The organism is Rhodococcus sp. 27YEA6 (genome assembly GCF_044908235.1).
In the GTDB taxonomy this organism is placed as follows: domain Bacteria; phylum Actinomycetota; class Actinomycetes; order Mycobacteriales; family Mycobacteriaceae; genus Rhodococcus_F; species Rhodococcus_F qingshengii.
The window spans coordinates 255,360-279,956 of the sequence record NZ_JBIYCY010000004.1; the positions used below are offsets into that span (position 1 = coordinate 255,360).

At 62.8% G+C, this 24,597-nt stretch carries 21 protein-coding genes; 9 read left to right on the forward strand and 12 right to left on the reverse strand.

All coding sequences use genetic code 11. The annotated features are described in order from the left end of the window. The first annotated feature begins 10 nt into the window (after positions 1-10). On the forward strand, positions 11-1,732 hold the full coding sequence (gene treZ, locus ABH939_RS13795) for a malto-oligosyltrehalose trehalohydrolase (RefSeq protein WP_063316136.1): 1,722 nt from the start codon (positions 11-13) through the stop codon (positions 1,730-1,732). A gap of 21 nt (positions 1,733-1,753) precedes the next feature. On the opposite strand, the gene ABH939_RS13800 is transcribed toward treZ, so the two are convergent. After that, positions 1,754-3,295, reverse strand: coding sequence for an MFS transporter (locus ABH939_RS13800; RefSeq protein WP_042452853.1), 1,542 nt, complete (start codon positions 3,293-3,295; stop codon positions 1,754-1,756). A 128-nt stretch (positions 3,296-3,423) separates the two neighbouring features. Here ABH939_RS13800 and ABH939_RS13805 point away from each other — a divergent pair, with 128 nt between their 5' ends. Beyond that, positions 3,424-3,945, forward strand: a complete 522-nt coding sequence (locus ABH939_RS13805; protein ID WP_007733148.1) for a TetR/AcrR family transcriptional regulator — start codon at positions 3,424-3,426, stop codon at positions 3,943-3,945. A gap of 13 nt (positions 3,946-3,958) precedes the next feature. On the opposite strand, the gene ilvA is transcribed toward ABH939_RS13805, so the two are convergent. The 3 genes from ilvA to ABH939_RS13820 all read right to left on the reverse strand — a co-directional run bounded on the left by ilvA (position 3,959) and on the right by ABH939_RS13820 (position 7,700). Then, the gene (gene ilvA, locus ABH939_RS13810) at positions 3,959-5,314 is read right to left on the reverse strand and encodes a threonine ammonia-lyase IlvA (protein WP_007733150.1); all 1,356 of its coding nucleotides are present in this window, start codon (positions 5,312-5,314) and stop codon (positions 3,959-3,961) included. Between the two features lie 78 nt (positions 5,315-5,392). Continuing rightward, positions 5,393-7,168 carry a pyruvate dehydrogenase gene (locus tag ABH939_RS13815; protein WP_020969844.1) on the reverse strand — a complete coding sequence of 592 codons (1,776 nt, stop codon included), beginning with the start codon at positions 7,166-7,168 and terminating at the stop codon, positions 5,393-5,395. A 97-nt stretch (positions 7,169-7,265) separates the two neighbouring features. Continuing rightward, the gene (locus ABH939_RS13820) at positions 7,266-7,700 is read right to left on the reverse strand and encodes a nitroreductase family deazaflavin-dependent oxidoreductase (protein WP_003941666.1); all 435 of its coding nucleotides are present in this window, start codon (positions 7,698-7,700) and stop codon (positions 7,266-7,268) included. Between the two features lie 186 nt (positions 7,701-7,886). Between ABH939_RS13820 and ABH939_RS13825 the strand changes: the two genes are divergently transcribed. Continuing rightward, the gene (locus ABH939_RS13825) at positions 7,887-8,135 is read left to right on the forward strand and encodes a hypothetical protein (RefSeq protein ID WP_404649717.1); all 249 of its coding nucleotides are present in this window, start codon (positions 7,887-7,889) and stop codon (positions 8,133-8,135) included. Positions 8,136-8,227: 92 nt separating this feature from the next. On the opposite strand, the gene dnaE is transcribed toward ABH939_RS13825, so the two are convergent. From dnaE to lspA, 5 genes are all read right to left on the reverse strand, one after another. Then, positions 8,228-11,764, reverse strand: coding sequence for a DNA polymerase III subunit alpha (gene dnaE / locus ABH939_RS13830; RefSeq protein WP_404649718.1), 3,537 nt, complete (start codon positions 11,762-11,764; stop codon positions 8,228-8,230). 99 nt (positions 11,765-11,863) lie between these two features. Further along, positions 11,864-12,817: an EamA family transporter RarD gene (gene rarD / locus ABH939_RS13835; RefSeq protein ID WP_007733157.1), complete on the reverse strand. Its 954-nt coding sequence runs from the start codon at positions 12,815-12,817 to the stop codon at positions 11,864-11,866. Then, entirely contained in the window at positions 12,814-13,497 is a 684-nt protein-coding gene (locus ABH939_RS13840; protein ID WP_083058789.1) for a hypothetical protein, read from the reverse strand. Before ABH939_RS13840 ends, rarD begins: the two co-directional genes overlap by 4 nt. Continuing rightward, positions 13,494-14,420 carry an RluA family pseudouridine synthase gene (locus ABH939_RS13845; protein WP_007733161.1) on the reverse strand — a complete coding sequence of 309 codons (927 nt, stop codon included), beginning with the start codon at positions 14,418-14,420 and terminating at the stop codon, positions 13,494-13,496. Before ABH939_RS13845 ends, ABH939_RS13840 begins: the two co-directional genes overlap by 4 nt. Continuing rightward, on the reverse strand, positions 14,417-15,103 hold the full coding sequence (lspA, locus tag ABH939_RS13850; RefSeq protein WP_003941684.1) for a signal peptidase II: 687 nt from the start codon (positions 15,101-15,103) through the stop codon (positions 14,417-14,419). The genes ABH939_RS13845 and lspA overlap by 4 nt, the downstream gene beginning before the upstream one ends. 68 nt (positions 15,104-15,171) lie before the next feature. Between lspA and ABH939_RS13855 the strand changes: the two genes are divergently transcribed. Both ABH939_RS13855 and ABH939_RS13860 read left to right on the forward strand, forming a co-directional pair. Further along, the gene (locus ABH939_RS13855; RefSeq protein WP_063316140.1) at positions 15,172-16,098 is read left to right on the forward strand and encodes a hypothetical protein; all 927 of its coding nucleotides are present in this window, start codon (positions 15,172-15,174) and stop codon (positions 16,096-16,098) included. Further along, on the forward strand, positions 16,095-16,862 hold the full coding sequence (locus ABH939_RS13860; protein WP_404649719.1) for a sensor domain-containing protein: 768 nt from the start codon (positions 16,095-16,097) through the stop codon (positions 16,860-16,862). The genes ABH939_RS13855 and ABH939_RS13860 overlap by 4 nt, the downstream gene beginning before the upstream one ends. 364 nt (positions 16,863-17,226) lie before the next feature. Here ABH939_RS13860 and ABH939_RS13865 read toward each other — a convergent pair whose 3' ends face one another. The 3 genes from ABH939_RS13865 to ABH939_RS13875 all read right to left on the reverse strand — a co-directional run bounded on the left by ABH939_RS13865 (position 17,227) and on the right by ABH939_RS13875 (position 20,748). After that, on the reverse strand, positions 17,227-17,877 hold the full coding sequence (locus ABH939_RS13865; RefSeq protein ID WP_404649720.1) for an NAD(P)-binding protein: 651 nt from the start codon (positions 17,875-17,877) through the stop codon (positions 17,227-17,229). 228 nt (positions 17,878-18,105) lie between these two features. After that, positions 18,106-19,521, reverse strand: a complete 1,416-nt coding sequence (locus tag ABH939_RS13870; protein ID WP_404649721.1) for a DUF1254 domain-containing protein — start codon at positions 19,519-19,521, stop codon at positions 18,106-18,108. Positions 19,522-19,806: 285 nt separating this feature from the next. Next, on the reverse strand, positions 19,807-20,748 hold the full coding sequence (locus ABH939_RS13875; RefSeq protein WP_404649722.1) for a helix-turn-helix domain-containing protein: 942 nt from the start codon (positions 20,746-20,748) through the stop codon (positions 19,807-19,809). A gap of 275 nt (positions 20,749-21,023) precedes the next feature. Between ABH939_RS13875 and ABH939_RS13880 the strand changes: the two genes are divergently transcribed. The 4 genes from ABH939_RS13880 to ABH939_RS13895 are packed head-to-tail and all read left to right on the forward strand — an operon-like array spanning position 21,024 to position 24,007. Next, on the forward strand, positions 21,024-22,502 hold the full coding sequence (locus tag ABH939_RS13880; RefSeq protein ID WP_391590856.1) for an MFS transporter: 1,479 nt from the start codon (positions 21,024-21,026) through the stop codon (positions 22,500-22,502). Continuing rightward, the gene (locus tag ABH939_RS13885; protein ID WP_063316146.1) at positions 22,486-23,319 is read left to right on the forward strand and encodes an SDR family NAD(P)-dependent oxidoreductase; all 834 of its coding nucleotides are present in this window, start codon (positions 22,486-22,488) and stop codon (positions 23,317-23,319) included. The genes ABH939_RS13880 and ABH939_RS13885 overlap by 17 nt, the downstream gene beginning before the upstream one ends. Next, positions 23,316-23,678 carry a YidH family protein gene (locus ABH939_RS13890; protein WP_404649723.1) on the forward strand — a complete coding sequence of 121 codons (363 nt, stop codon included), beginning with the start codon at positions 23,316-23,318 and terminating at the stop codon, positions 23,676-23,678. Before ABH939_RS13885 ends, ABH939_RS13890 begins: the two co-directional genes overlap by 4 nt. Continuing rightward, positions 23,675-24,007 carry a DUF202 domain-containing protein gene (locus ABH939_RS13895; RefSeq protein ID WP_218694883.1) on the forward strand — a complete coding sequence of 111 codons (333 nt, stop codon included), beginning with the start codon at positions 23,675-23,677 and terminating at the stop codon, positions 24,005-24,007. Before ABH939_RS13890 ends, ABH939_RS13895 begins: the two co-directional genes overlap by 4 nt. Positions 24,008-24,597: the final 590 nt, after the last annotated feature.

The following is a 24,597-nucleotide window of genomic DNA, read 5'->3' on the forward strand; positions in this document are numbered from 1 at the left end:
TGCTGATCGTGTGCATACATTCGAGGTCTGGGCGCCCACACCGGAATCGGTCCGGGTCGAAGTCGACGGCATCACGCACGAGATGGACCGGACCGACGACGGGTGGTGGCGCGCCGAGGTCGACTGCGACAACCGCGCTCGCTACGGCTTTGTCGTCGACGGTGAAACACTCCCGGATCCGCGTTCACCACGCCAGCCCGAAGGCGTGCATCTCCGCTCCCAGTTGCATCAGCTCGACGAGGCGTCCTGGACCGACTCTCAGTGGACCGGACGACAACTCCCAGGATCATCGGTCTACGAACTGCACATCGGAACGTTCACCCCCGAAGGAACATTCGACGCCGCGATCGAACGTCTCGATCACCTGGTAGACCTCGGCGTCGGCTTCGTGGAAATCATGCCGGTCAACGGCTTCAACGGAACTCACAACTGGGGCTACGACGGTGTGCTCTGGTACACGGTCCACGAGATCTACGGTGGCCCGGACGGATTGCAACGCTTGGTGAATGCGGCCCACGAACGCGGACTCGGCGTGATTCTTGACGTGGTCTACAACCACCTGGGCCCGTCGGGCAACTACCTCGAAAAGTTCGGCCCCTACATTGCCGATGGAGCGAACACCTGGGGCCGAACGATCAACATCGGCGGTCCGCAGTCGGGCGAGGTTCGCGAGTACATCATCGGGAATGCCCTGCGATGGATGCGCGATTTCCACATCGACGGTCTACGCCTCGACGCCGTCCACGCGTTGGTCGATCACACCGGAACGCACATCCTCGAGGAACTCGCCGTCCGAACGGAAACACTGTCGGCTCATCTGGGTCGACCGCTCACGTTGATCGCCGAAAGCGATCTCAACGACGCCACTCTGATCACGCCACGAGCGGCCGGCGGGTTCGGCTTGGACGCGCAGTGGGACGACGACATCCACCACACCATTCACACGGCCGTGTCCGGCGAACGCCAGGGTTATTACGCCGACTTCGGATCCTTGGAATCCCTTGCAAATACATTGCGGCGCGGTTTCTTCCACGCCGGAACGTATTCCTCGTTCCGTGGACGGGTTCACGGCCGGCCGATCGACATCACGCATCAGCCCGCCAGCGCCCTGCTCGCATACACGTGCACCCACGATCAGATCGGCAACCGCGCGATCGGGGACCGCCCGAGCGCCTATCTGACGCCAGGACAATTGGCGATCAAGGCGGCGCTGGTCCTGCTATCGCCGTACACGCCGATGCTGTTCATGGGCGAGGAATGGGGAGCGACCACTCCGTTCCAGTTCTTCACCTCGCATCCGGAACCGGAACTCGGCGAGGCCACTGCCAAAGGCCGCAAAGCGGAGTTCGCGGCGCACGGCTGGAACAGTGACGACATTCCGGATCCGCAAGACCCACAGACATTTCTGCGATCGAAACTGGACTGGGACGAGCGAGACGACGAGACACGCGCTCGCGTCCTGGCCTGCTATCGCGATCTACTTGCCCTGCGCAGGAAGCGAATCGAGATCACCGACCCTTGGCTGGGGCACCTGCACGTCGACTACGACGAGGACGACCAGTGGATCACCCTGCGCCGCGGCGCATTACAGATCGTGTGCAATCTGGGAACGGACGCGGCCTCGGTCCCGGCCGGCGGAACCCCCATCCTCTGGTGGGATCCGCCGACACAGGACGAGACCGCGTCCGCAACCGCCGTGCCGGGGCACTCGTTCGTCGTACTCGAAAGCTGACTAACTCTCGAGATTCCGGTATTAACGCTTCGCGTTCTCTGGTGTACTCCGCAGCATCCTCAACACCAATGCGGCACTGACGAACAGAACCAAAGCTGTTGCACCGGCAGCAACGTGCATACCGTCGACAAACGCCGACTTCGCGGAATCGGCAAGCACCGAACCGAGTTCACCAGGTAGGTACGTTGCTTCCTGCAGGGCACCGCCGAGTGTGCCCTGTGCAGCGTGCGCCTGATCTGCTTCGAGCATCGAGGTGTCGATTCCCTTGCGGAAGATCGCCATCACCACGCTGCCCAGGATCGCCACGCCGAGCGCGATGCCGAGTTCGTACGCGGTCTCCGACACAGCGGAAGCAGCGCCGGCGCGTTCGGGTTCCACCGAACTGACCACGAGATCCGATGTCAACGTCAACGCGACACCGACACCAGCACCGGCCAGACCGAAGCCGATCACGAACATCAACGGGCCGCTGTCGACGCCGAGCGCGAGCAGCATCGCAGCACCGATACCGGCAACCGCGAGGCCCGCGCTGAGCACGTGAGACACCGACCACCGGCGAATCAACCAGGCTGCCGCAACCGCGGTGAATGCGCTGAGCAACATACCCGGGAGCATCAGCAGGCCGGCGTCGAGCGCCGAGTTACCCAGCACCAACTGCAGGTACTGCGAGCCGAAGAACAGGACACCTGCCAGCGCGAAGATCGAGAGCAGGTTGGTGATGACGGCGGTGGAGAACGACGCGTTGGCAAACAGCTTCAGATCCAACATCGGATCCTTCAGCATCCGCTGACGACGCACGAACACGTAACCCGCCGCGAGACCAACGAGGCCGATCACCAGCAACGTGATGCTGACGCCGTGCACCACGGATTCCTTGACCGCGTACACCAGCGGCAACATGGTCGCCATCGACAGACCAGCGCTGATGAGGTCGAATCGACCCGGATTGGGGTCCTTCGACTCCGGGATCAGGATCGGGCCGAGTACAACCAGCGCGATCATGACCGGAATGTTGATCAAGAAGACCGAACCCCACCAGAAGTGCTCGAGCAACCAACCACCGACCAACGGGCCGGCCGCGGTACCGCCACCGGCCATCGCGCCCCAGACACCGATCGCCTCGGTGCGCTGACGCGGGTTGACGAAGATCGTGCGGATCAGACCGAGGGTGGCAGGCATCAGCGTTGCACCGGAAATACCCTGCAGCACGCGGGCGGCAATGAGCATCTCGGGACTGACAGCGAGAGCGGCGATGATCGAGGCGAGACCGAAGCCGACTGCGCCGATCAGGAGCAGTTTTCGCCTACCGATCCGGTCGCCGAGCGTACCCATGGTGATGAGCAGACCGGCGAGCACGAACGAATAGACGTCGATGATCCACAGCAACTGCGTGCTGCTCGGTTCGAGGTCGGCGCTGATGAACGGAAGCGCAAGATCGAGCACCGTGCCGTCGACTGCGATGAGCAACACAGCAAAGGCAAGGACTATCAAGCCCGCCCAGTCACGCTTTGTCGCCCGAACCTCGTCGGGATTGATTGCAGACGTATCTGCCGACACTGACATTGCTCCCCTGCGACTTTCTCTGAGTTCTTTCGAAAAGACTTCACTGCACCGTCCAGCCGGTACAGTAGGTCTACGGTAACAGTGAACCGTCCGAGCGGTAAAGTTATTTCCGGGTAGGGTCACATCACATGGCTGCCGACACTCGCGATCGAATTCTCGACGCACTGGAGAAGCTGCTGCTGGTCAGCGGCGTCGCCCAAGTCACGCTCGAAGGCGTTGCCGCCGAAGCCGGGGTTTCCAAGGGCGGACTTCTCTATCACTTCCCCAGCAAGGAAGCACTGCTCGCGGCGATGGTCCGCAGACTCGGAGAACGCTCGGATCAGCAACTCGAAGACGCCGTAGCAGGCGGTACGACGGTCACCGAGTTCTATCTGCAGATCCCCGATGCGAACGAAAGCGAAGAACTCTCACTCTTCCGGTCGATCATCGCGGCACTGAGAACAGTCGACGGACAACACGACGAAATCCAGAAAGCCGTCACACATGTGATGCGGAGCTGGGACAAGGGCCTTCAGACCGAGATCGCCGACCCTGTGCAGGCCGAGATCATCCGACTCGTCGGCGACGGCCTGTATTTGGCGGCGATGCTCGGGCTCCCCCAGCCGGATCCCGAACTGCATCGACAGGTGGTCGAGCGACTGCGGCCCTGACCGGGGGCGTCTCTTACGTCAGATAGCGGTACGCCGGGCTTCCCGGCTCGAGCCTCTCGGACTGCATCGGCGCGCGCTCCATCCGCTCGAGTAACGCCGCCAACCCGTCGGCGGAACCGAGTTCGATACCCACCAACGCGGCACCCGTCTCGCGATTGTTTCGCTTGACGTACTCGAACAGCGCGATGTCGTCGTCCGGCCCGAGCACGTCCGAGAGAAAGCGACGGAGCGCTCCCGGTTCCTGCGGAAAGTCGACCAGGAAGTAGTGCTTGAGCCCGAGGTGAACGAGCGAACGCTCGAGGATTTCGCCGTAACGAGAGACGTCGTTGTTGCCACCGGAGATCAGGCACACGACGGTCGAACCCGGCTCGAACGTCAAATTCTGAAGTGCCGCAACGGAAAGCGCTCCCGCGGGTTCGGCGATGATGCCCTCGCTCTGATACAGCTCGAGCATCGCCGTGCAGATAGCGCCCTCGTCGATCTGATTGACGACAAACGATCCCGAACCGGACCGTGTCTGAAGTTGACGAGCCACGAGCGGCAACGACGCGTGCGACACCACGGCGGCACCCAGACGTGAGACGACCTCGTAGGGAACATCGCCGATCCTCTTGACCGCTGCGCCGTCGACAAATGGATCGACGTCGGGAAGAGTCACCGGGCCCCCGGCAACAAGAGCGGCCGTCATTGACGCCGCACCGGACGGCTCGATCCCGACGATCGACGTCTTGGGCGACCGTTCGTGCAGGTAGGTGGCGATGCCCGCAATGCAACCGCCGCCGCCGACCGGCACGACGATCGTGTCGAGAGGGGCGTCCAATTGCGTGAGAATCTCCGCTGCGATGGTTCCTTGCCCCGCAGCGGTGCGCACGTCGTCGAACGGGGGAACCATGGTTGCGCCGGTTTCGGCTACGTCCTCGGCGGCCGCAGCAGCTGCGGCGTCATAGGTCTCACCGATCATGAACAGTTCGACAAACGCTCCACCGTGCGCGCGGATGCGATCACGCTTCTGCTTGGGGGTATTGGCCGGAACGTAGATCCGACCCTTGATCTGCATCGTTCGGCACGCGAAAGCAACACCCTGCGCATGGTTACCGGCACTGGCAGTCACTACGCCGGCACCGCGTTCGGCCTCGTTGAGCTGAGCGATCAGGTTGTACGCGCCACGAATCTTGTACGAACGAACGCCCTGGAGGTCCTCACGCTTGAGATACACGTGTGCCCCGGTCAACGCCGAAAGACGATCGCTGTACTGCAGGGGCGTCGCCGCAATGACGTGCTGAATTCGCTCGATGGCCGCGTCGATCTCCTGCGCGTCGAGCGCGGGGACGGTGGACTTCGTTACTACGACATCGGGCGAGTTAGACACCCCGCCATTTTCGCACGTCGGAGATCAACCTTCCCACCACCCCGCCCCGCATGGTCTGCGAGGCAGGGTGGCGGTAGGTCAGCCGCGCGGATCCAACTGTGAGGGACGTGGCACGTTCCGCAGATTCGACTTGGCCATCTGTACTGCCTCGCCGACGCCGCCGTTCATCACCATCTTCGACATCGCCAAAGCGAAGCCCTTCATCTGACCACCGGTGATGGTGGGCGGCAACGACAATGCCAGCGGATCGGTCACCAGATCAACCAAGGCCGGACCGTCGTGATCGAGCGCGGCGCGTAGGCCCGCTTCGATATCCGCGGGATTCTCGATTCGGCGCGAAAAGATACCGAGCGCAGCAGCAACCGCCGCGTAGTCGACCGCGGGCACGTCGACCCCGAAATCCGGAAGGCCGTCGACCAGCATCTCGAGCTTGACCATTCCGAGCGTCGAGTTGTTGAACACCACGATCTTGACCGGCAACTTGTACATCGCGACGGTGACCAACTCACCGAGCAGCATCGACAATCCACCGTCGCCCGACACCGAGATGACCTGACGCCCCGGACTCGACCATGCAGCACCCATCGCGTGTGGGAGCGCATTGGACATCGATCCGTGCAGCGCCGAGGAGATGAAGCGTCTCGATCCGTTCGGATTGAGATAGCGCGCCGTCCACACGTTGCACATCCCGGTGTCGGCGGTGAAGATTGCGTCGTCGGCTGCCAGATCGTCCAAGATCGAGGCCGCATACTCGGGGTGAATCGGCGTGCGCTGCTTGACCGGATCCGTATATGCACCAACCACTTTGGTCATCAGAGTGTTGTGCTTGGCGAGCGTGTCCTCCAGGAACCCGCGGTCGGTCTTTCGATCGAGCTGCGGAATCAGTGCGCTCAAGGTGCTCGCGACGTCGCCGTGCACAGCCAGGTCCAGGCTGGTTCGACGCCCCAACCGCTCGGCCGCGATGTCGATCTGAGCGGTACGAACGTCGTCGGGCAAGAACTGATCGTAGGGAAAGTCCGTACCGATCAGGAGCAGGAGATCGGCGCCGTGGATACCGTCGTGCGCCGCACCGTAACCGAGCAATCCGGTCATCCCGACGTCGTATGGATTGTCGTACTGGATCCATTCCTTGCCACGCAGTGAATGCCCGATGGGAGCGCCGACGGTTTCGGCCAACGCCAGAACCTCCGCGCGCGCATCTCGCACGCCCGCGCCGGCGAAGATCGCAACCTTACGCGAGCCGTTGATCACATCTGCCAACGCCTTGACGTCACCGGCATCCGGAACGACTGTCGGCCTTCGGGTTTCGACGAGCGTCGGCGGGGTGCCTTCTGCCGGACAATCGGCGATGTCCCCGGGAAGCACGATCACCGAGACGCCGTTTCGAGCCACCGAATGCTGAATCGCCGACTGCACCACGCGAGGTGATTGGACTGCCGTGCTGACGAGTTCGGTGTAACTCGAACATTCGATGAAGATCCGCTCGGGATGCGTTTCCTGAAAGTAGCCCATTCCGATCTGGGCGCTGGGGATGTGCGAGGCGATCGCGAGGACCGGCGCGCCCGAACGATGAGCGTCGTACAGGCCGTTGATCAGGTGAAGGTTTCCGGGACCGCAGGATCCGGCACACACTGCGAGTTTTCCGGTGATCTGGGCATCCGCTGCGGCCGCAAAGGCGGCTGCTTCCTCATGCCGGACGTGTATCCAATCGATTCCGCCCTTCTCGGAACCACCGGTGCGACGAACCGCATCGACGATGGGATTGAGACTGTCACCGACAATGCCGTAGATCCGACTGACACCCGCGTCAACGAGCTGCTGAACCAATTGATCTGCAACGGTTTTCGGACTCATCAGACCTCCATGACACACTCACGGGAGTCGGGATCGCCGACCCCCGGGAGTGACGATTTACTTGTGATTGATGCAGCGCTTCTTGTGGAATGCGGGGTTACTTGGGTTCGAGCACGAACACCGGAATCTCACGATCGGTCTTCGTCTGATAATCGGCGTAGTCGGGGTACGCAGCGACAGCGCGCTCCCACCAGACCGCCTTCTCGTCGCCGGTGACTTCCCGAGCAACCAGGTCGAAGACCTGCGTCGCGTCACGCAGCGTGACGTGCGGGTCGGCTTTGACGTTGTAGTACCAGACCGGATTCTTCGGGGCGCCACCGAGCGAAGCCACAACGGCATACGAACCGTCGTGCTCGACCCGCATCAGCGGCGTCTTCCTGACCTTGCCGGACTTTGCCCCGATGGTCGTGAGAACGACGACGGGCATGCCGTTCATGTCGTTTCCCTCGGTGCCACCGGAGTTCTCGATGCGTGCGACCTGATCGGCGGCCCACGACGCTGGACTGGGTTCGTACTCACCTGTGATTGGCATGTGTACCAGTGAACACCCACTCGAGCACCTTGGCCACCGAACCACGCCGACCAGGCCTGTCGCCCGCGCACTCCCCTGGTTGATCGATTAAGTGAGCAGCCGATCAATAAAGTTCGCTTGCCCGAACTCTCATCTCTGGCTACTCTGAAACCACAGCTTCGAACAGCCGTATCGGAAAGGGACGAGATGACCACCGCAGATATCTCCACTCGCGAATCACGCCCCTCCCCCGACTGCCCCTCCCCCGACTATTGCGTCGATCTGGCCGGAACTCGGTGGCCGCTGTACAAGATCGAAGCTCTCGTGGTCGGGTTCGTGCTGTTCGTCGTCGCCGGTGCCGTCACGCAGTCGATGCAGGTGGCCGTACTGACTGCCGCAACGGCCGCTGTAGTCACGTGGTGGGTACGGCGCGTGCACTACTCACGCACCACCTGATCACCGCACTCCCCCGAACTCCCGCGAACCACGAAGGGACCTTGCTGCATCAGCAGCAAGGTCCCTTCGTTCGGTTCAGGTCCGCTCGGCGGTCAGACCGTCAGGCAACTCGGTCCGAGCAAAGCCTTCAGGTCGCCCATCAGTGCCGAGGACGGTTCGACCCGAAGGACGTCGTCGACCTTCCACAAGCTGATTTCGGTTCCGCCGATCAGTCGGACATGGACATCGGACGTCCCCGGATGCCTGGTCAACACCTGCTTGAGAGCACTGAGCTTGTCCTTGGTGCATTGCCGAAGCGGCAGCGAGACCGACAGCGGACGCGCAACCCCGATCGCCGAAATATCAGGTACCGCAAGGTCGTTGCCGATCAGTGACATCCGATCGTCTCGGATCGAGACGCGAGCCTTGACCAACACAATGGCATCCTCGGCGATGTCCATTCCGTACACGGCGTACGCCTGTGGGAAGAACAGCACCTCGATTCCACCCACGAGATCTTCGAGCTGCACGATGCACCAGGTCAGACCGTTCTTGTTGACCCGGCGGTCCACCGAGGCGATGATGCCGCCGAGAGTTACCTGGGCACCGTCCTGGACGCCGCCTTCCAGTATCGCGGCGATGGACGTGTCGGACTGCTGGCGAAGAATGTGCTCGACGCCGTTGAGCGGGTGACCGGAAACGTACAGCCCCAGCATCTCTCGTTCGAGCGCCAGGCGATGCTTGGATTCCCACTCTTCGTCAGGAATCTTGACGTCGAACACCGAGGTGATCGACTCGTCCGCCTCGGCACCGCCGAAGAGGTCGAACTGTCCGATCGCCTCCGCCTTCTTGGTGCTCATCACGGAATCGATGGCGTCGGCATGAACCAACATCAGGCCCTTGCGCGGATGACCCAACGAGTCGAAAGCACCGGCCTTGATGAGCGATTCGGTGACCTTCTTGTTGCAAGCCATCGCGTCGATCTTGCCGAGATAGTCGGAGAAATCGGTGAACTTCGACTTCTCGGTGCGCGCCTTGATGATCGAGGCGACGACGTTGGCGCCGACGTTACGCACCGACCCCATACCGAAACGGATGTCGTCACCGACGGTCGCGAAGTCGACTCGCGATTCGTTGACGTCCGGTGGGAGAACGGTGATGCCCAACTTGCGGCAGTCTGCGAGGTAGATCGCGGACTTGTCCTTGTCGTCACCGACGGAGGTCAGCAGACCCGCCATGTACTCGGCCGGGTAGTTCGCCTTGAGGTACGCAGTCCAGTACGACACGAGTCCGTAGCCGGCGGAGTGCGACTTGTTGAACGCGTAGCCGGCGAAGGGAAGGACCGTGTCCCACAGCGCCTTGATGGCGGCTTCGCTGAAGTTGTTGTCCAACATGCCCTGCCGGAAGCCGGCGTAGGCCTTTTCCAGCTCGGACAGCTTCTTCTTACCCATGGCGCGACGCAGCAAGTCGGCCTGACCCAGGGTATACCCGGCCACCTTCTGCGCCAGTTGCATGATCTGCTCCTGGTAGATGATCAGGCCGTAGGTCTCCGAGAGGATCTCCGCGAGCGGCTCCTCCAATTCGGGGTGAATCGGCTTGACGTCTTCCAAGGCGTTCTTGCGCTTGGCGTACGAGATGTGGGCGTCCACACCCATCGGTCCCGGTCGATACAGCGCCAAGGCGGCGACGATGTCGCCGAATCCGGTGGGCTGCATCAGTTTCAGCAACTCGCGCATACCGCCGCCGTCGAGCTGGAACACACCGAGAGTGTCGCCGCGGGCGAGCAGTTCGTATGTTGCCGCATCGTCCATCGGCAAAGTGTCGAGGTCGAGGTCGATGCCGCGGTTGGCTTTGATGTTCTCGAGCGTGTCGCCGATGACCGTGAGGTTTCGCAGACCGAGGAAGTCCATCTTGAGCAGGCCGATGGCTTCACACGAGGGGTAGTCCCACCCGGTGATGATTGCGCCGTCCTGGGCGCGCTTCCAGACCGGGATTGCGTCGGTGAGCGGTTCGGACGACATGATGACCGCGCAGGCGTGCACACCGGCGTTACGGATCAGCCCCTCCAGACCCACCGCAGTCTTGTAGATCTTCGCGACGTCCGGGCTGGAGTCGATGAGTGCTCGAACCTCGACGGCCTCCTTGTACCGCTCGTGCTTCGGATCGGTGATACCGGAGACAGAGATGTCCTTGGCCATGATGGGCGGCGGGAGTGCCTTGGTGATCTGATCGGCGATGGCGAAGCCCGGCTTGCCGAACTGGACGCGAGCCGAGTCCTTGATGGCAGCCTTGGTCTTGATGGTGCCGAAGGTGATGACCTGGGCGACCTTGTCGTTGCCCCACTTGTCCGTCGCGTAGCGAACCATCTCGCCGCGACGGCGATCATCGAAGTCGATATCGATATCGGGCATGGACACACGCTCGGGGTTGAGGAATCGCTCGAACAGCAACCCGTACGGGATGGGGTCGATGTTGGTGATACCCATCGCGTAGGCCACCAACGAACCGGCAGCCGATCCACGGCCGGGCCCGACACGGATCCCGACGTCCTTGGCGTGGTTGATCAGGTCGCCGACCACGAGGAAGTAGGCCGGGAAGCCCATTTCGTTGATGACGCCGATCTCGTAGTCGGCGCGGGCGAGGTACTCCTGCGGCGGTCCGCTCGGGAAGCGGCGATCGAGTCCGCGCATCACCTCGGCGCGCAGGAAGGTCTGCTGCGTGTGTCCCTCCGGGACCGGGAAGATCGGCATGCGGTCGTGGAACGCCCACACGTCCTCGTACGACTGCACACGCTCGCCGATGGCAACGGTGTTGTCGCATGCCCCCGGTACCTCGTTGTCCCAGATGGCGCGCATCTCGGCAGCGGACTTGAGGTAGTAGCCGTCGCCGTCGAACTTGAAGCGAGTGGGGTCGGAGAGCGTCTTGCCGGTCTGAATGCAGAGCAGCGCCTCGTGATTCTCGGCGGCGTCCTTGGTGACGTAATGGCAGTCGTTGGTGGCAAGTGGCGGAATACCGAGTTGCTTGCCGATGTCGAGCAGACCCTCTCGCACACGGCGCTCGATCGAGAGACCGTGATCCATCAGTTCGAGGAAGAAGTTGTCCGGGCCCCAGATCTCCTGCCACTTCGCGGCAGCTTCGAGAGCCTCGCGATCGTGGCCGAGACGAAGGCGGGTCTGGATCTCACCGGACGGGCAGCCCGTGGTGGCGATGATGCCCTCGGCGTGCGCGGCGATGAGCTCCTCGTCCATGCGAGGCCACTTGCCGAGCTGTCCCTCGATGGACGCGAGAGAAGACAGCTTGAAGAGGTTTCGGAGTCCGGTCGCGTTCTCGGCCACCATCGTCATGTGCGTGTACGCACCGCTACCGGAGACGTCGTCGGACTTCTGGCTGCGATCGCCCCACAGAACTCGCTTGGTGTTGAAGCGAGACTCGGGTGCGATGTAGGCCTCGATGCCGATGATCGGCTTGATGCCGGCGCTCTTTGCCTCGTTGTAGAACTGGCTGGCGCCGTACATGTTTCCGTGGTCGGTCATGCCGACTGCGGTCATTTCGAGACGAGCGGCCTCCTCGAACATGGCGCCGACCTTGGCCGCACCGTCGAGCATCGAGTACTCGGTGTGATTGTGAAGATGTACGAACGAGTCAGCCACGTGCGCCTCTCTGAAGGTCTGGGAGCGAGATCGAGTGTATGCCGCGCTGCCGACACGACCGGCGACCGACGTAGCGGAATCGCCGTGCGCCGCCTCCGGTCACGTGACCGGAACCTCGGGTTCGGCGCTCGACCTCACCGAACGCCGCGAACGTCGACCGGCGACGAAGGTGTCTGTCGTGAAGATCACCAGTGCAGCCCAGATCAGAACAAAGCCGATCCAGCGTGAGGCCGGCATGTCCTCGTGCATGACGGCCACACCCCACGCCATCTGGAGCGCCGGGGTGAGGTACTGCAGCATGCCCATCGTCGCCAACGGAACTCTCTGAGCGGCGACGCCGAACAGGAGCAGCGGCAGCGCGGTGACCGGGCCGGCGGCAAGCAGCAACAGGCTGTGCCCGGTACCGCTGCTGATGAATGCACCGGCCCCGGTCAGGCCGAGAAACACGAGATAGCCGACCGCGAACGGTGCGGCAACGACTCCCTCGGCAGTCAAACTGGTTCGAGGATCGAGCGGAACCACCTTCTTGACCAACCCATAGGTGGCAAACGAGCCGGCGAGCAGCAAAGCGACGATCGGAGGTTTCCCGAAGTCGACCGTGATCACCACAACTGCCGTGGCAGCGAGAACGAGCGCGGCGATCTGGGCGGGACGCAATCGTTCGCGGAAGATCACGACGCCGAGCAGAACGGTGACCAGCGGGTTGATGAAGTACCCGAGAGCCGCCTCCACGACGCGGCCTGACACCACGGCATAGATGTACGTTCCCCAGTTCACGGCGATCGCGGCTGACGCCGCGGTCACCAGCAGCCAGGTGCGTGCGCTGATTCCGCGAAGCGATCCGAGGCGGCCGGCAAAGGCCAACACGATCAGCATCAACAGAAGGGTCCACACCACCCGGTGCGCAAGGATCTCGACCGGATCGGCGAAGTCGAGTAATCCGAAGAAGGCCGGGAACGTTCCCCACAACAGGAAAGCCGCCACACCGTAGAAGATCCCCGAGGACGAACGGGACTCAGCGCGTTCGTCCTTGTTCACAGAACCGGAGTTCACGGGACCGGTCCGTCGTCGGGGCCGGGAGCAACGACGTCCACGTACTCCGGCAGCAAGGGACGGACGGCTGCCAACCACGGCGAGGCGTCGGACGGCAACGCTTCCACTGCACGGACGTTCGAGTCATGTTCGATCGCTTCGAGTCCTTCGGGAGTAGCTCGCACCAGCACGCCCACCGCGCAGGCGCACCCGGCGGACAATTGCTTCGCCGACGCGAGCGCCACCTGTTGCTGGCGATCGGTGTCGCCGCCGAGCGAGACCAGTCGCGTGGCTGCAACACCGGGCGATCTGCGCACTGCTTCGTCGTTGTCGGGAACGGGCACCGACATGAGCGGCGTCTGGACGCGCTCGATCGGAACTCGGAACATGACCCTGGACACGCGAACGCCCGAGACCTCAGCGCCCGGCACCTGAACACTGCTGGTCGACGTGATGACCTCGCCGACGGTGAGTGCCTTCGTGAACGAGACCAACGCCCACACCGGCCCGTCGACCGACGCAACAGAATCTCGCGCTCGGTCGAGGTAGTCCGGGACAGCTTCCCCACTGTCCGGACCCAGAGTGTCCGTCCGGATCGGCGGGGTCGGCACGGGATTCGCGAACCCCACGCCCACCACCGCCGCCACACCGACCACCAGCGCGACGACGGCCAGCGCGGGGGTAAGCCCGCGCGGTGTCATGAGGACCGGAGAACTTCGAGTGCGTGTTCGAGATCCTTCGGGTACTTGCTCTTGATCTCGACCCAGCGACCGTCCGCCGGATGTGCGAATCCAAGAGACACGGCGTGCAGCCACTGGCGCTCGAGGCCGAGCCTTTCGGCAAGTCGAGGGTCCGCGCCGTAGGTCAGGTCGCCGCAGCACGGATGGCGCAACGCCGAAAAGTGGACACGGATCTGGTGTGTGCGACCGGTTTCGAGGTGCACGTCCAGCAGACTCGCTGCCTGGAACGCCTCGATGGTGTCGTAGTGAGTGACGCTGGGCTTGCCGTCGGCCGTGACCGTGAATCGCCAGTCGTTCCCGTGATGGCGTCCGATGGGCGCGTCGATCGTTCCGCTGCTCGGGTCGGGGTGTCCCTGCACGAGAGCGTGGTAGCGCTTGTCGATGGTCCGCTGCTTGAAAGCGCGCTTGAGCAACGTGTACGCGCGCTCGGATGTGGCAACCACCATGACACCCGACGTTCCGACGTCCAGGCGGTGGACGATGCCCTGACGCTCATGGGCACCGGACGTCGAGATGCGGAAACCGGCCGCGGCAAGTCCGCCGATGACGGTCGGTCCCGTCCACCCGACGCTGGCGTGCGCGGCAACTCCGACGGGCTTGTCGACTGCCACGACGTCGTCGTCGGCGTAGAGGATCTCCATTCCCTCGACCGGTGTCGCTTCGATGGTCAGGGGCCGCGGCGGTTCGGGCAGGACTACCTCGAGCCACGACCCTGCGGTCAGACGATCGGACTTGCCGACGGCCACACCGTCGACGAGTACCGAGCCTTCTTCCGCGAGTGTCGCGACCACGGTGCGCGAGAGTCCGAGAAGGCGCGCGAGGCCGGCATCGACGCGCATGGCATCGAGACCGTCGGGCACGGGCATCGAACGGGATTCCCTCACTTGGTTTCTCCCTCGGCTGCAGCCTTCGATTCGGTGAGCTTCTTGTCGTCCGCCTTGTGATCACGCAGGCGTTCACCGTTGGGTTCGAAGCCGAACAGTGTCAGGACGACGAGCAGAATCGCGCCACAGACGATCGCGGAATCCGCGATGTTGAACACCGGCCACCAGCCGACGGAGACGAAATCCACCACATGTCCGCGCATGATTCCGGGAGAGCGGAAGAATCGGTCGACGAGGTTACCCAGCGCGCCGCCGAGAACGAGGCCGAGACCGAGCGCCCACCACGGTGATCGGAGCGTGCGACCGATCTTGATCACACCGATGACCACACCGATTGCGACGAGAGTGAGGATCCACGTCATCGACGTCGCCATCGAGAACGCTGCCCCCGGATTGCGCACCATCGTGAATGTGACCACGTCACCGATGATTTCGATCGGCTGCCCCGGTTTGACCGCGGCGACTGCCCACACCTTCGTGAGAATGTCCGAGAGCAGGATGACAGCGGCGATGGCAATGAGCATGGTCAGCCGGCGGGGCTTTTCGACCGGCGCAACCGCCAGGTCACCGTCTTCCGATTTCACGGCTTCCGGTTTCACGGTTTCGGGCTCGTCGGCCTTCGAGATTTCGGTAATCGGCTGATCCTCCGCGTTGACATCTCGGTCTGGGTGGTCTGTACTCACGCAACCATCATCCCTCATGTTCACCGCACCGGGTCACGCACTCTGCAACTGCGGCTAGCCTGGAGCGCGTGCCACTGCTGTCCACGACCGGCCGACGCGTTCCGTTCGCCCTCGCTGCCCTCGCTCTCACCACCGTTCTCACCGCTTGCGGCGGTTCGGATCAACCTCCGAACACCCCGACCTCCTCGCCGAGTGAGGTGACTGTTCCGGTGACCGCCGCGACGGTCGAAGTTCTCGAGGCGGGAAGCGAGCCGCGCGAGGTTTTGCGTACGAACTTGCCTGTCGGCACCACGCAGACGGCGACGCTCGTCACCCAGGCCGTCGTGAGTCAGCAGATCGATCAACAACCGGCGCAGGATTTCTCTTCGCCGGAGATCACGATCCCGCTCTCGGCAAACGTGACCGCTGACGATCCCACCGCAGTCGTAGACCTCACGCTGTCGTCGATGACCTCGCCCGATGCAACGCTGCAGGCTGCGCTGAGCGGGGCCGACGGGTCTGCGGCCGGATTGTCGGTCACGGATTCGGGCGCCATCACCGCCCTACGGTTGAAGCCCTCCGCCAACTCGGCCAATGCTGCCCGCGCTGCAATCGAACAAGCGCTGGGCCAAGCGGTCTACCGGACCGTCGCACTCCCCGACGCTCCGGTCGGTGTCGGCGCACGTTGGGTGGTTCGGCAGCAAGTCAGCAGCGAAATCCTGCTCGATCAGACAACCACCGTCACGCTCACCGCGCGCGAGGGCAATCGGCTTTCGCTCGCGGTGGACGTATCGCAGACCCCGCAGAGCCCGGTCTGGAACCTGGCCGGTGACGCCGGAACGCTGAACATCGATCAGTACGTCATGGCCGGCTCCGGAAACCTCACCGTCGACCTCTCACTCCCCTTGCCGATCGACGGACAGATGACCGTCGGCGGCGACCAGGCATACGGCGACCCGGACAGCTCCTCGGTGATCCGGCAGACCATCTCCAACAGCATTCGGTGGGAATCGTGACACGCCGGTCGCTTCTCGCACTTGGTCTGACCGCAACGGCGGCACTGTTCGTCGTGACCGGTTGCGGCTCGGACGACTCGCCTGGTGCCGACACGACTACGCAGGTTTCCGCCCCACAGGTCGGCTTGGCGCCGTTCACGGCTGCTCCGGCCGCACCGCTGAGCGGGGCGCCTCTCGACCGTGACGGCCTGCAACGAGCCGCGCTCACCCTGTCCGAGCTACCTGCCGACTTCGACGTAGTTCCCGACCCGGTCGACGACCTCGGCCTCGCACCGGCGCCGGAGAATTCGGAGGCGGACAAGTCGAGCACCGACCCCGCCGTCTGCGCCCAGGTTCTGGCGCCGATAGCCACCCAGGCTCCCGGATCGGTCGCCGACCTCTCCGACATGTTCACCGGCCCCGATTTCACGAGCATCGATCAGGACTCTGCTTCGTACGCCGACGGCACCGCGGCAGCAGCAGCTTTCGAGAAACTTCAGACCACGCTGGCTGGGTGTGCGGAGTATTCGGGAACCGATGCCGACGGAACGACAATCACCTATCGCGTCGGCGGAGCGTCGGACCCGAACATCGGCGATGCGTCTTTCGCTTTCCGAATCATCACGGAGAGTGGCGGTTTCACCTTGGTTGCCGACGCGATCGTGGCCGCAGTCGGGACGACGTTGACTCAGCTGTCCGCGACGGCGCCGAGTCCGATCGCCCCCGATGTTCTCCACTCGATGGCATCGGCCGCCGCAGATCTCCTGCGCGCCCAGTCACCGTAAACAGTTCGGCCGGAAACACTCTCGCGAACCTCCGGACTATGTTCTTGTGAATGGAATTGCCTCGCTGACGCTTCTGTGGTCTGTCAGCGCTCGGAAGATCGCTGTCTTCGGCCTTGGAACACGAAAAGGACGGCGGCGTTCGCAGAGCGCCGACAGCCGTCGATTCCGTTCCGTTCACCGGCACCCTGGCGAGCGTGCGAATGCATCTACGACCGCAGTGAACAGCACCGTCTCGAACATCTACGCCGAGCAGGGAATGTCAATTGGTGACGGCCACCGCGCCCGCGTCGACCGACTGGCCGTTAAGGCTCGCAAAATATCGGCTCGATGTCCGCACGCGCCGGCGTATCGAGATCAGGGTGCCTCATTCGGCAGGCGTCATTATGCACACGTGCTCACGCTCGGCGAATCCGCGGCCGGCGGCGTACAGCTCGCCAACCTGGGTACGGGCCCATGCCTCGACCTGTTCCGTCTCCGGCTCGTGTACCCAGTAGATCGCAAGGTACGAACCGTCCGCGATCTCGGCCGCGACCGGTCCGCTCGCCGGGAAGCGCAGGTCTTTGAGTCGCATCGGCGCCACCCAACGGCGACCTGCGAACCAGCCTGGACCGATCATGCAGCCCGAGTAGATATGCTCAGTCGGGATGTAACCGGTCTCTTCCAGGTAAGGCAGGTAGACGTACGACTCGACGTCACAGCGCACACCCGGGTACCGATTCCAATACCAGGTGCCGCCGAAGTCCGTTGCGACATCAAGAATCTTGAAGTTGGTGACACCGACTTTCTTCAGTTCGACGCCAGCACTGATACCCATGAAGCCGGCGCCGACGATGAGCACGTCGAGATCGGCGGTCAACGGCGGTGCGGTGCGAGAATCGCTCGCATTCGGATCGCTGTCGAACGATGCGAAAGTACCTTCGAAATCAATCGCCTGAACGGTGTCGGCCCCGGTATTCGGCAGACGTTTGTCGCGCTCGGCCGCGTACTTCTCCCGAAACGATTCGAGATCTTCCACCTTCCGTTGTGATACCCAGAGGTGCGGATCTTCTCGCACAGGTTGCCTTCGACAGTCGCGGAACCGATACGGTCCGGCAGATTTCCACTACTGCCGGACCGCCTCGGCACTGGGTCCGGCTCGCATCATGGATCCGACTCAACTTGTACACCAACTCAATTCATACACAGACAGTCGATGAAAGAGTGGCCATTCGCGCCTACGAAGGCGGGGACCGGAACCCGAGGGTCATGCCCCCGCGCGCACCACCGGGGGCATCGGATAGGTGCCGTCGATCAGCTGCGCCAGGGGGCCGTAGAAGCGAGCCGCAATCTGGAAGCCATCCGTCGCGGAGACAGGAAGCCAATTCCTGGCAAGATCAGAATCAGAGGGTCGCTCAGCCTGGAGGTAGAACGTCAACTTCCCGTCCCGAACGGCGTATTCTCCGGCTCGCGCGAGGTAACTCGTTGCGCTGTAACGGTTCTCAGAGTTTTCGATAAAGTAGCCCTGAGAGTCGTATACCGGGAGCTCCCAGAACTCGGTGACCGGCGGCAAATCCTCCACGTCAAATGTAATGGTGTAGCAGTTCGCACCATCGAGAGGGAAACCCTCGGCGTCGTCGAACAGGTAACCAATTGTGTGGGACTGAAAGGGCACTGGGGTGCCCCACGCCACGTCGTTAGCACCAGCTTTGGCACGGTAGTCGAGATCGTCGTAGAAAAGGCTGGATTGCAACTTCCACCCGCTCATATCCACCTGCGTCTTCTCGAATGCCTGCCTGGCATCGGTCCGCGCCCGCGCGAATCCGCGATCGATCATCTCGCGCTGTTCATCGGTGATCTGCGAGGGGTCGAAGCAAGTCCCCGGACGCAACCCGAGCCGAGCGAGATTCGCGAGGGCTTCCCGCTCCTTTACCGAATCCGACCGGCGAGTCATGGAAGGATCGTTGATTACCAAACTCAGGAGCTGTAGATAGTCGATCGCGGTCATCGACTTTCCGATGTCGGCAATCAGGTCCATCCGCGGAAACGTGGCGTAGTCGGACTTGACAATTGGCTGATCCACGAGGTCCGGAACGCGGCCACCGCCGGCGTGCCACAGCGAAAGTGGAGCCGCGCGGACGCCCGTCACCGCGGCCCGTGCACCGGCCAGGTCCTGCTCAGTTCGACTCGTCACTGCCACGCGAATAGTGAGCACGAATGCATCGGACGGTGATCGCACGACCTCAGTGCCAGCGAACCCGGCAGGTAGGAGGCCTCTCCACCTCGGACCAACGATCACGTATCGCTGCGGCCCATTTCCGGTGAATTGCGATCCGGCCATGAAGAACCAGTCAATGTTCGGGCCAAGTGCCTGAATACTCCAGTACCGACCGTCAGCTACGCCCGGAGCTTCGATGACGACCGGATCGTTCGACAAGTCGAACATCCCACCGGAATAGAGCGTCGAGGCATTTACTGTCGTGGCGATGCGAACCTTGGCGTCGAACAAATCGAGGATCGGCTGGAGACGATTGAGCCCGCGATATGCCGGCTGCCCCTCCAAACCCGTGTAGACGTGCCGCAATTCGTAAAACCCGGCAAGATGTATGCCCCAGTCGAAGGCATCGGCGATCAGATCGCTGACATCGTCGACACTCAAAGACTGGTCGATCATGGTGGTCATCAAGGAACTCCTCGGGAGTCGTTACGTGTCAGTGAGATTCGCTCGACGCAAAGCCCCACACATCGCCGAAGAGACGTCGGCGACAGCCTCCTCGCACGGCCGCAGCCTTAGCGTCGATACGCCTCACACAAATTGCGTCCCAGAACTGAACGACCCGGGCAGTGCGGCGACCGGGAGCAATCGGACTCGGGCGCCGCAACTTCCATTGACGGTCTAAATATCGACCAGCACGGTCGGATATGGGAACGGATTGAGGTTACAAGCCAATTCCTGATCAGTCAACGGTCAATGTCCGCGGCCGGCAAAGGGATTGCGGCCACCGACGTCGGATGTCACCGCGTCGGCCACCTGTTTCAGTGCCAACGCTCGGTTGGCGATTTCAAGGTTGCTGATCTCGCCGCCGACGTAGACGGTCAAAACGAGAGACTGGTGACCGTCCGCGTCGAAGGTCGGGGCCGCTACCAGGCTGACTGGGTGTTTTCCAGCGGAAGCGCGAACCGCTTCCCCGAGGAATCTCCGCTCGCCCAGACTCGACACCAGGTCACCGACAAGCTCGAGTACGGCAGGCGGCACGTCGTGCGCAGCAACCCCGGCCATCAGCCGGTGCAACCGCTGAACGGTCGGCGAGAGGTTCTCAACCAGATATCCTTCCGCCCGGCACTCGGCGGCCATCAGCCGGATGTGTTCGAAGTCTGTCCCGACAGCCAGCGCGGACTCGCTCCGCAGCCAACGTTCCAGCTCCTCGTCCGGTTCCCACAGCATGAACATGAGCCCCAGCGGCGGCGCGAACGGATACACGTCGCCGACACTGGCCGGCGGCTCGACGCCCGGGGGCGCGACCATCTCGAGAACCATGACATTGTCGCCAACCACGGCCGATGCCATACAGATAGCGCTGAACTGCTCACTCAGGCCCTCGAGACGGTCGCGCACCATCGAGCCCAGCGCAAAATCGCGCTGGGCCGCCCGCCCGGCCGAGACCAATGCTGGCCCAAGCCCGTAAGACTTGGTCTGTGTGTCACGAATGAGATATCCGCACGCGGTCAGTTCGGTCACGATGCCGAGACAGGTCGGTTTGGTGATTTCGCATCGGCGCGCAAGCTCTGAAAGACCGAAGCGCTTCCCCTGGTTACGCACCAAAAAGTCGATAACCCGCACTACGCGCGCAGTGGGCGGCGACACGACCTCCCTGCCTGCCGAGCGGTCCACCACTTCGGAATCAACCATTGACCAATCCTTCCCAAGGCACTTACAGTAACGCGCATCACCTTACCGCATCGGTCGATATTTCGACCAATTGCGACACAACCTTGATACGCGCACTCCGTGCTACCAAAGTCCCTCACGGCCGACATCGCCGAATGTTCCGGGTCCGCGGACTCATGGATCGACGTTCAAATCGCCACGAAACCACAACTCAAGGAAACGAGACTGTCGTGACTCGACCTACCCCCCCACCGCCGCAACAACGCCGAGCGCCTGAACGATCAACCAAATACTATGTGGGCCTGTTGATCTCGATCGTTCTACTGTTCGAAGTCGCTCCCCTCGAATACAGCATGGTGTACCCATCACTGCGATACATGGCGGCCGAATTCAACACTCCTGACATCGGCTGGGTGGTGACCATCCTCGGTCTTGTCGGGGTCGTCAGCTTGCCGATCATCGGCAAGCTCGGAGACATCTACGGCAAGAAGCGCATGCTGATGATCGTCGCCGGCATATTCGCCATCGGAACGCTGACCTGCGCCCTCGCCCCGACCTTTCCGATTCTGCTGCTCGGGCGCGCCCTCGAGGCCGCGAGCGTCGGCATGACCCCGCTCGCTTACGGCCTCATCCGCGATGTCTTCCCACGACGCATGATCCCCGTGGCCCTGTCGGCAGTGTCCACCGGCATCGGATTCAACGGTATCGCCGGCCCGCTCATCGGCGGCTACCTCTCGACCGAGTTCGGTTACCGCGCAATCTTCTGGTTCCTCCTCGCCTATGTCGCCGTCATCGCCCCGGCGGTCTATTTCACCGCGCCGGAATCGCCGCTGCGCCTGTCCCACCAGCTCGACTGGGTAGGCGCGGGCCTGCTGGGCGGCGGATCATTGCTGCTGATGCTCTCCATCAACCAGGGTCGCTCTTGGGGATGGGACTCACCAAAGACGCTGATTGCGTTCGCGGTCTCTGCGGTCCTGATCGCGGTGTTCGTCCTCTACGAATTGCACACCACGCAACCTCTGATCGACATGCGGGTGCTGTGGGCGCGTGCCATGCGCAGCACGATGCTCGCAAGCTTACTCGGCTCATTCGCTATCGGTGGATACGCGTTCGCGTTGCCACTGATGCTCATGACGCCACGGGTTGACGGCATCTCTTACGGGTTCGGGCTCACTGCCTTCGCCTTCGCGCTGTGGACTCTCCCACATGGCATCCTCGCCATGGCGAGCGGCCCCCTGGCCGGACTGCTCGCGCGCAGCAGTGGCCCCCGGGCGAGCCTCATCGTCGCCATGACCGCGATCATGATCAGCCTGAGCCTGCTGGCCTTTGTGCACGACCAACAGTGGCAGATCATCACACTGGTCGCCATCTTCGGCGTCGGCCAGGGATTCTTCTACGCAGCCAGCGCCAACCTTGTCGTCGAAGCGGTACCGCCATCTCAGACGGGGGCGAACGCCGGCGTACTCGGCTCCAGCAACAGCCTCGGCGCTGCATTCGGCGTCACCATCCTCAGCGCGATCCTCTCCGCGCACATTTGGTCCTTCGACCAAGGCACACGCCAGATCATTTACACGGATGCGGGATTCACCTACGTCTTCCTACTACTCGGTGCACTCGGCGCCATCGGTCTCATAGTGGCGTTCACGATGAGTCACGGACGCGCCCCCGCCTCCGGCGGAGCAACGATTGGCGCGAATACTGCACGTCCTGCCGCCGCGACAATACCGGTCAAGCAACAGTCCCCCACGGAGGCCACAAGTGACTATCACGCATGACAAGTTCTCCGGCGGCACCGCCGTCATCACCGGCGCGGCATCCGGAATCGGCGAGGGGCTCGCACGACACGCGGCCTCCATCGGAATGAACGTGGTGTTAGCGGACATCGACATGCCCCGGGCCGAACAACTCGCGGCCGAACTGTCAACGGCAGCCACCGAGGCCACTGCGGTCCAGACGGACGTCAGTGACCCGTCGTCGGTGGAGGGGCTGGCCCGGGCCGCGTACGAGCGGTTCGGCTCTGTCCGATTGCTCGTCAACAACGCCGGGATCGAGGCCCCTGGCCTATTTTGGGAGGTTCCGATAGACCGCTGGCAGCGGTTGCTGTCGATAAATGTGGGCGGTGTGCTCAACGGGGTCCACGCATTCCTCCCACGAATGATCGCGTCTGGCGAGGAGGCATACGTGCTCAATCTCAGCTCTATCGGTGGCCTCAGCGCGGGCGCACTGCAATCGCCATATCTCACGAGTAAGCACGCGGTGCTAGCCCTGACCGAGACGCTCTACCTGGACGTGAAGACCGTCGGCGCTCCCATTCAGGTATCGGCAGTGCTCCCGGGCGCGGTACGGACCCAGATCTATTCAGGTGCGTCAGCCAGCGGCCTGGCCGGTGAAGCGCTTCGCGAGCAACTCGACCGGTACCTCGGCCAGGGCCTGACACCCGAGCAGGCTGCAGAGAGCATCTTCGCTCAGCTCGCGAAAGGCGCATTCTGGATCGGCACACAGCCGGAGGTCCTCGAGGCCTTCGCCGCATATCACGCGGATCATCTCACGAAGCTCACCCCGCCGGCCCCCTTCGTCGCCGTCGCCAAATGAGACCGTTCTGGTGCCCCGGTGCGTTCCGGGTCGGCGAAGACCCGGACCCTCGATTCACCCTGGCCAACGAACGCACATTCCTCGCCTGGATCCGGACCGCCCTGGCTTTGGTTGCCGCCGCCGTCGGCTTCGAGGCATTCGGCTCCGAGATGGTTGGCCCCACCGTTCACGCCACCCTGGTAGTTGGCGTGTTGACTGGGTCAACCATGCTGTCTGTCAGTGCATTTCATCGATGGATCGCGGTCGAACGCGCTTTGCGGTTGGGGCGAAGCCTCCCAGTCCCTGCGTTCGCAGGCATCGCCGCGGGGCTTGTACTGGGATCCGCGCTGACGTTGTTGATGGTCGAGGTGACGCGGTGACACCCCTTCAACCCACACATGCCGACCGAGGGCTACAGCCAGAACGGACCACGATGGCATGGGTTCGGACTGGTACCTCCTTGGCTACGGCGGCGCTGATCTACCTGCGCTATGTCCCCGGCCCAACAGTCGCAATCGGTATTCTCGGGGGAAGCACGCTGATCGGTGCAGTCGGCATTATTGCAATCAGTCACCGAGGGCACCGCCGCAGATCCGACGATTTCGGGATCGGCCGCAGCTTCCCGGGGCCAACACGAAATTCAGCGCTGGTGTTGCTGGTCGCCACCTTGGCCATCAGCGCCGGGATCTTGGTGCTCGCCAGCCTGTGAATCGATGATGCTCCACGACCAAGCACGGCGCCCTGAACGCAATTTCACCAAAGGAGCCGAGCGCCGAGGCCAGGCGCCCCCGACACCCGAATCACCAAACCTCCAAAGTTCGACGGTTTTCGAAGATGTGGAATCCGCTGGCGGACAGGCTCACCGGCGATCAGGTCGCCGCGGGACAGACATGCGAACTCGCTCGCTGCACTGACGAGCGATGGGCAGGATCCTGTCGGCCGAAGGGTGTTTGCCGACAGGATCCGGCCCGAAGCTTCACTCGCGCTGTCGCAACTCGCGTTCGATCGTGCCTGCGTACCTCCAGCCACGAAATCTCCCGGGTGACGCTACTAAGACCGTCGGAGTCGCGGTGACTCTGCGAATTCATGTCAACCCGTGGATCGCTCCAGGAGGCAAGCCATCTGCGATCCGGCCCTTTCGTCGCAGTTGCGATCAGCGAAACAGAAGTCCGTCCTCGATTGCGGCGCGGCGGGCGCAGGGCCTCTGATTCTCGCCTGTCCTTGCCTCGCATCGTAGGCCCACTCATGATTGTCACCACCGTGTGTTCTTTCGCCGCTTTCTACGATGTGTGCAGACTA

Excerpts from the sequence above, each read along its gene's own strand:
- ABH939_RS13800 (WP_042452853.1), bottom strand. The coding sequence starts at position 3,295 with ATGTCAGTGTCGGCAGATACGTCTGCAATCAATCCCGACGAGGTTCGG.
- ABH939_RS13805 (WP_007733148.1), top strand. The coding sequence starts at position 3,424 with ATGGCTGCCGACACTCGCGATCGAATTCTCGACGCACTGGAGAAGCTG.
- ABH939_RS13815 (WP_020969844.1), bottom strand. The coding sequence starts at position 7,168 with ATGAGTCCGAAAACCGTTGCAGATCAATTGGTTCAGCAGCTCGTTGAC.
- ABH939_RS13820 (WP_003941666.1), bottom strand. The coding sequence starts at position 7,700 with ATGCCAATCACAGGTGAGTACGAACCCAGTCCAGCGTCGTGGGCCGCC.
- ABH939_RS13825 (WP_404649717.1), top strand. The coding sequence starts at position 7,887 with ATGACCACCGCAGATATCTCCACTCGCGAATCACGCCCCTCCCCCGAC.
- ABH939_RS13840 (WP_083058789.1), bottom strand. The coding sequence starts at position 13,497 with ATGACACCGCGCGGGCTTACCCCCGCGCTGGCCGTCGTCGCGCTGGTG.
- ABH939_RS13870 (WP_404649721.1), bottom strand. The coding sequence starts at position 19,521 with ATGACCACCATGATCGACCAGTCTTTGAGTGTCGACGATGTCAGCGAT.
- ABH939_RS13875 (WP_404649722.1), bottom strand. The coding sequence starts at position 20,748 with ATGGTTGATTCCGAAGTGGTGGACCGCTCGGCAGGCAGGGAGGTCGTG.
- ABH939_RS13890 (WP_404649723.1), top strand. The coding sequence starts at position 23,316 with ATGAGACCGTTCTGGTGCCCCGGTGCGTTCCGGGTCGGCGAAGACCCG.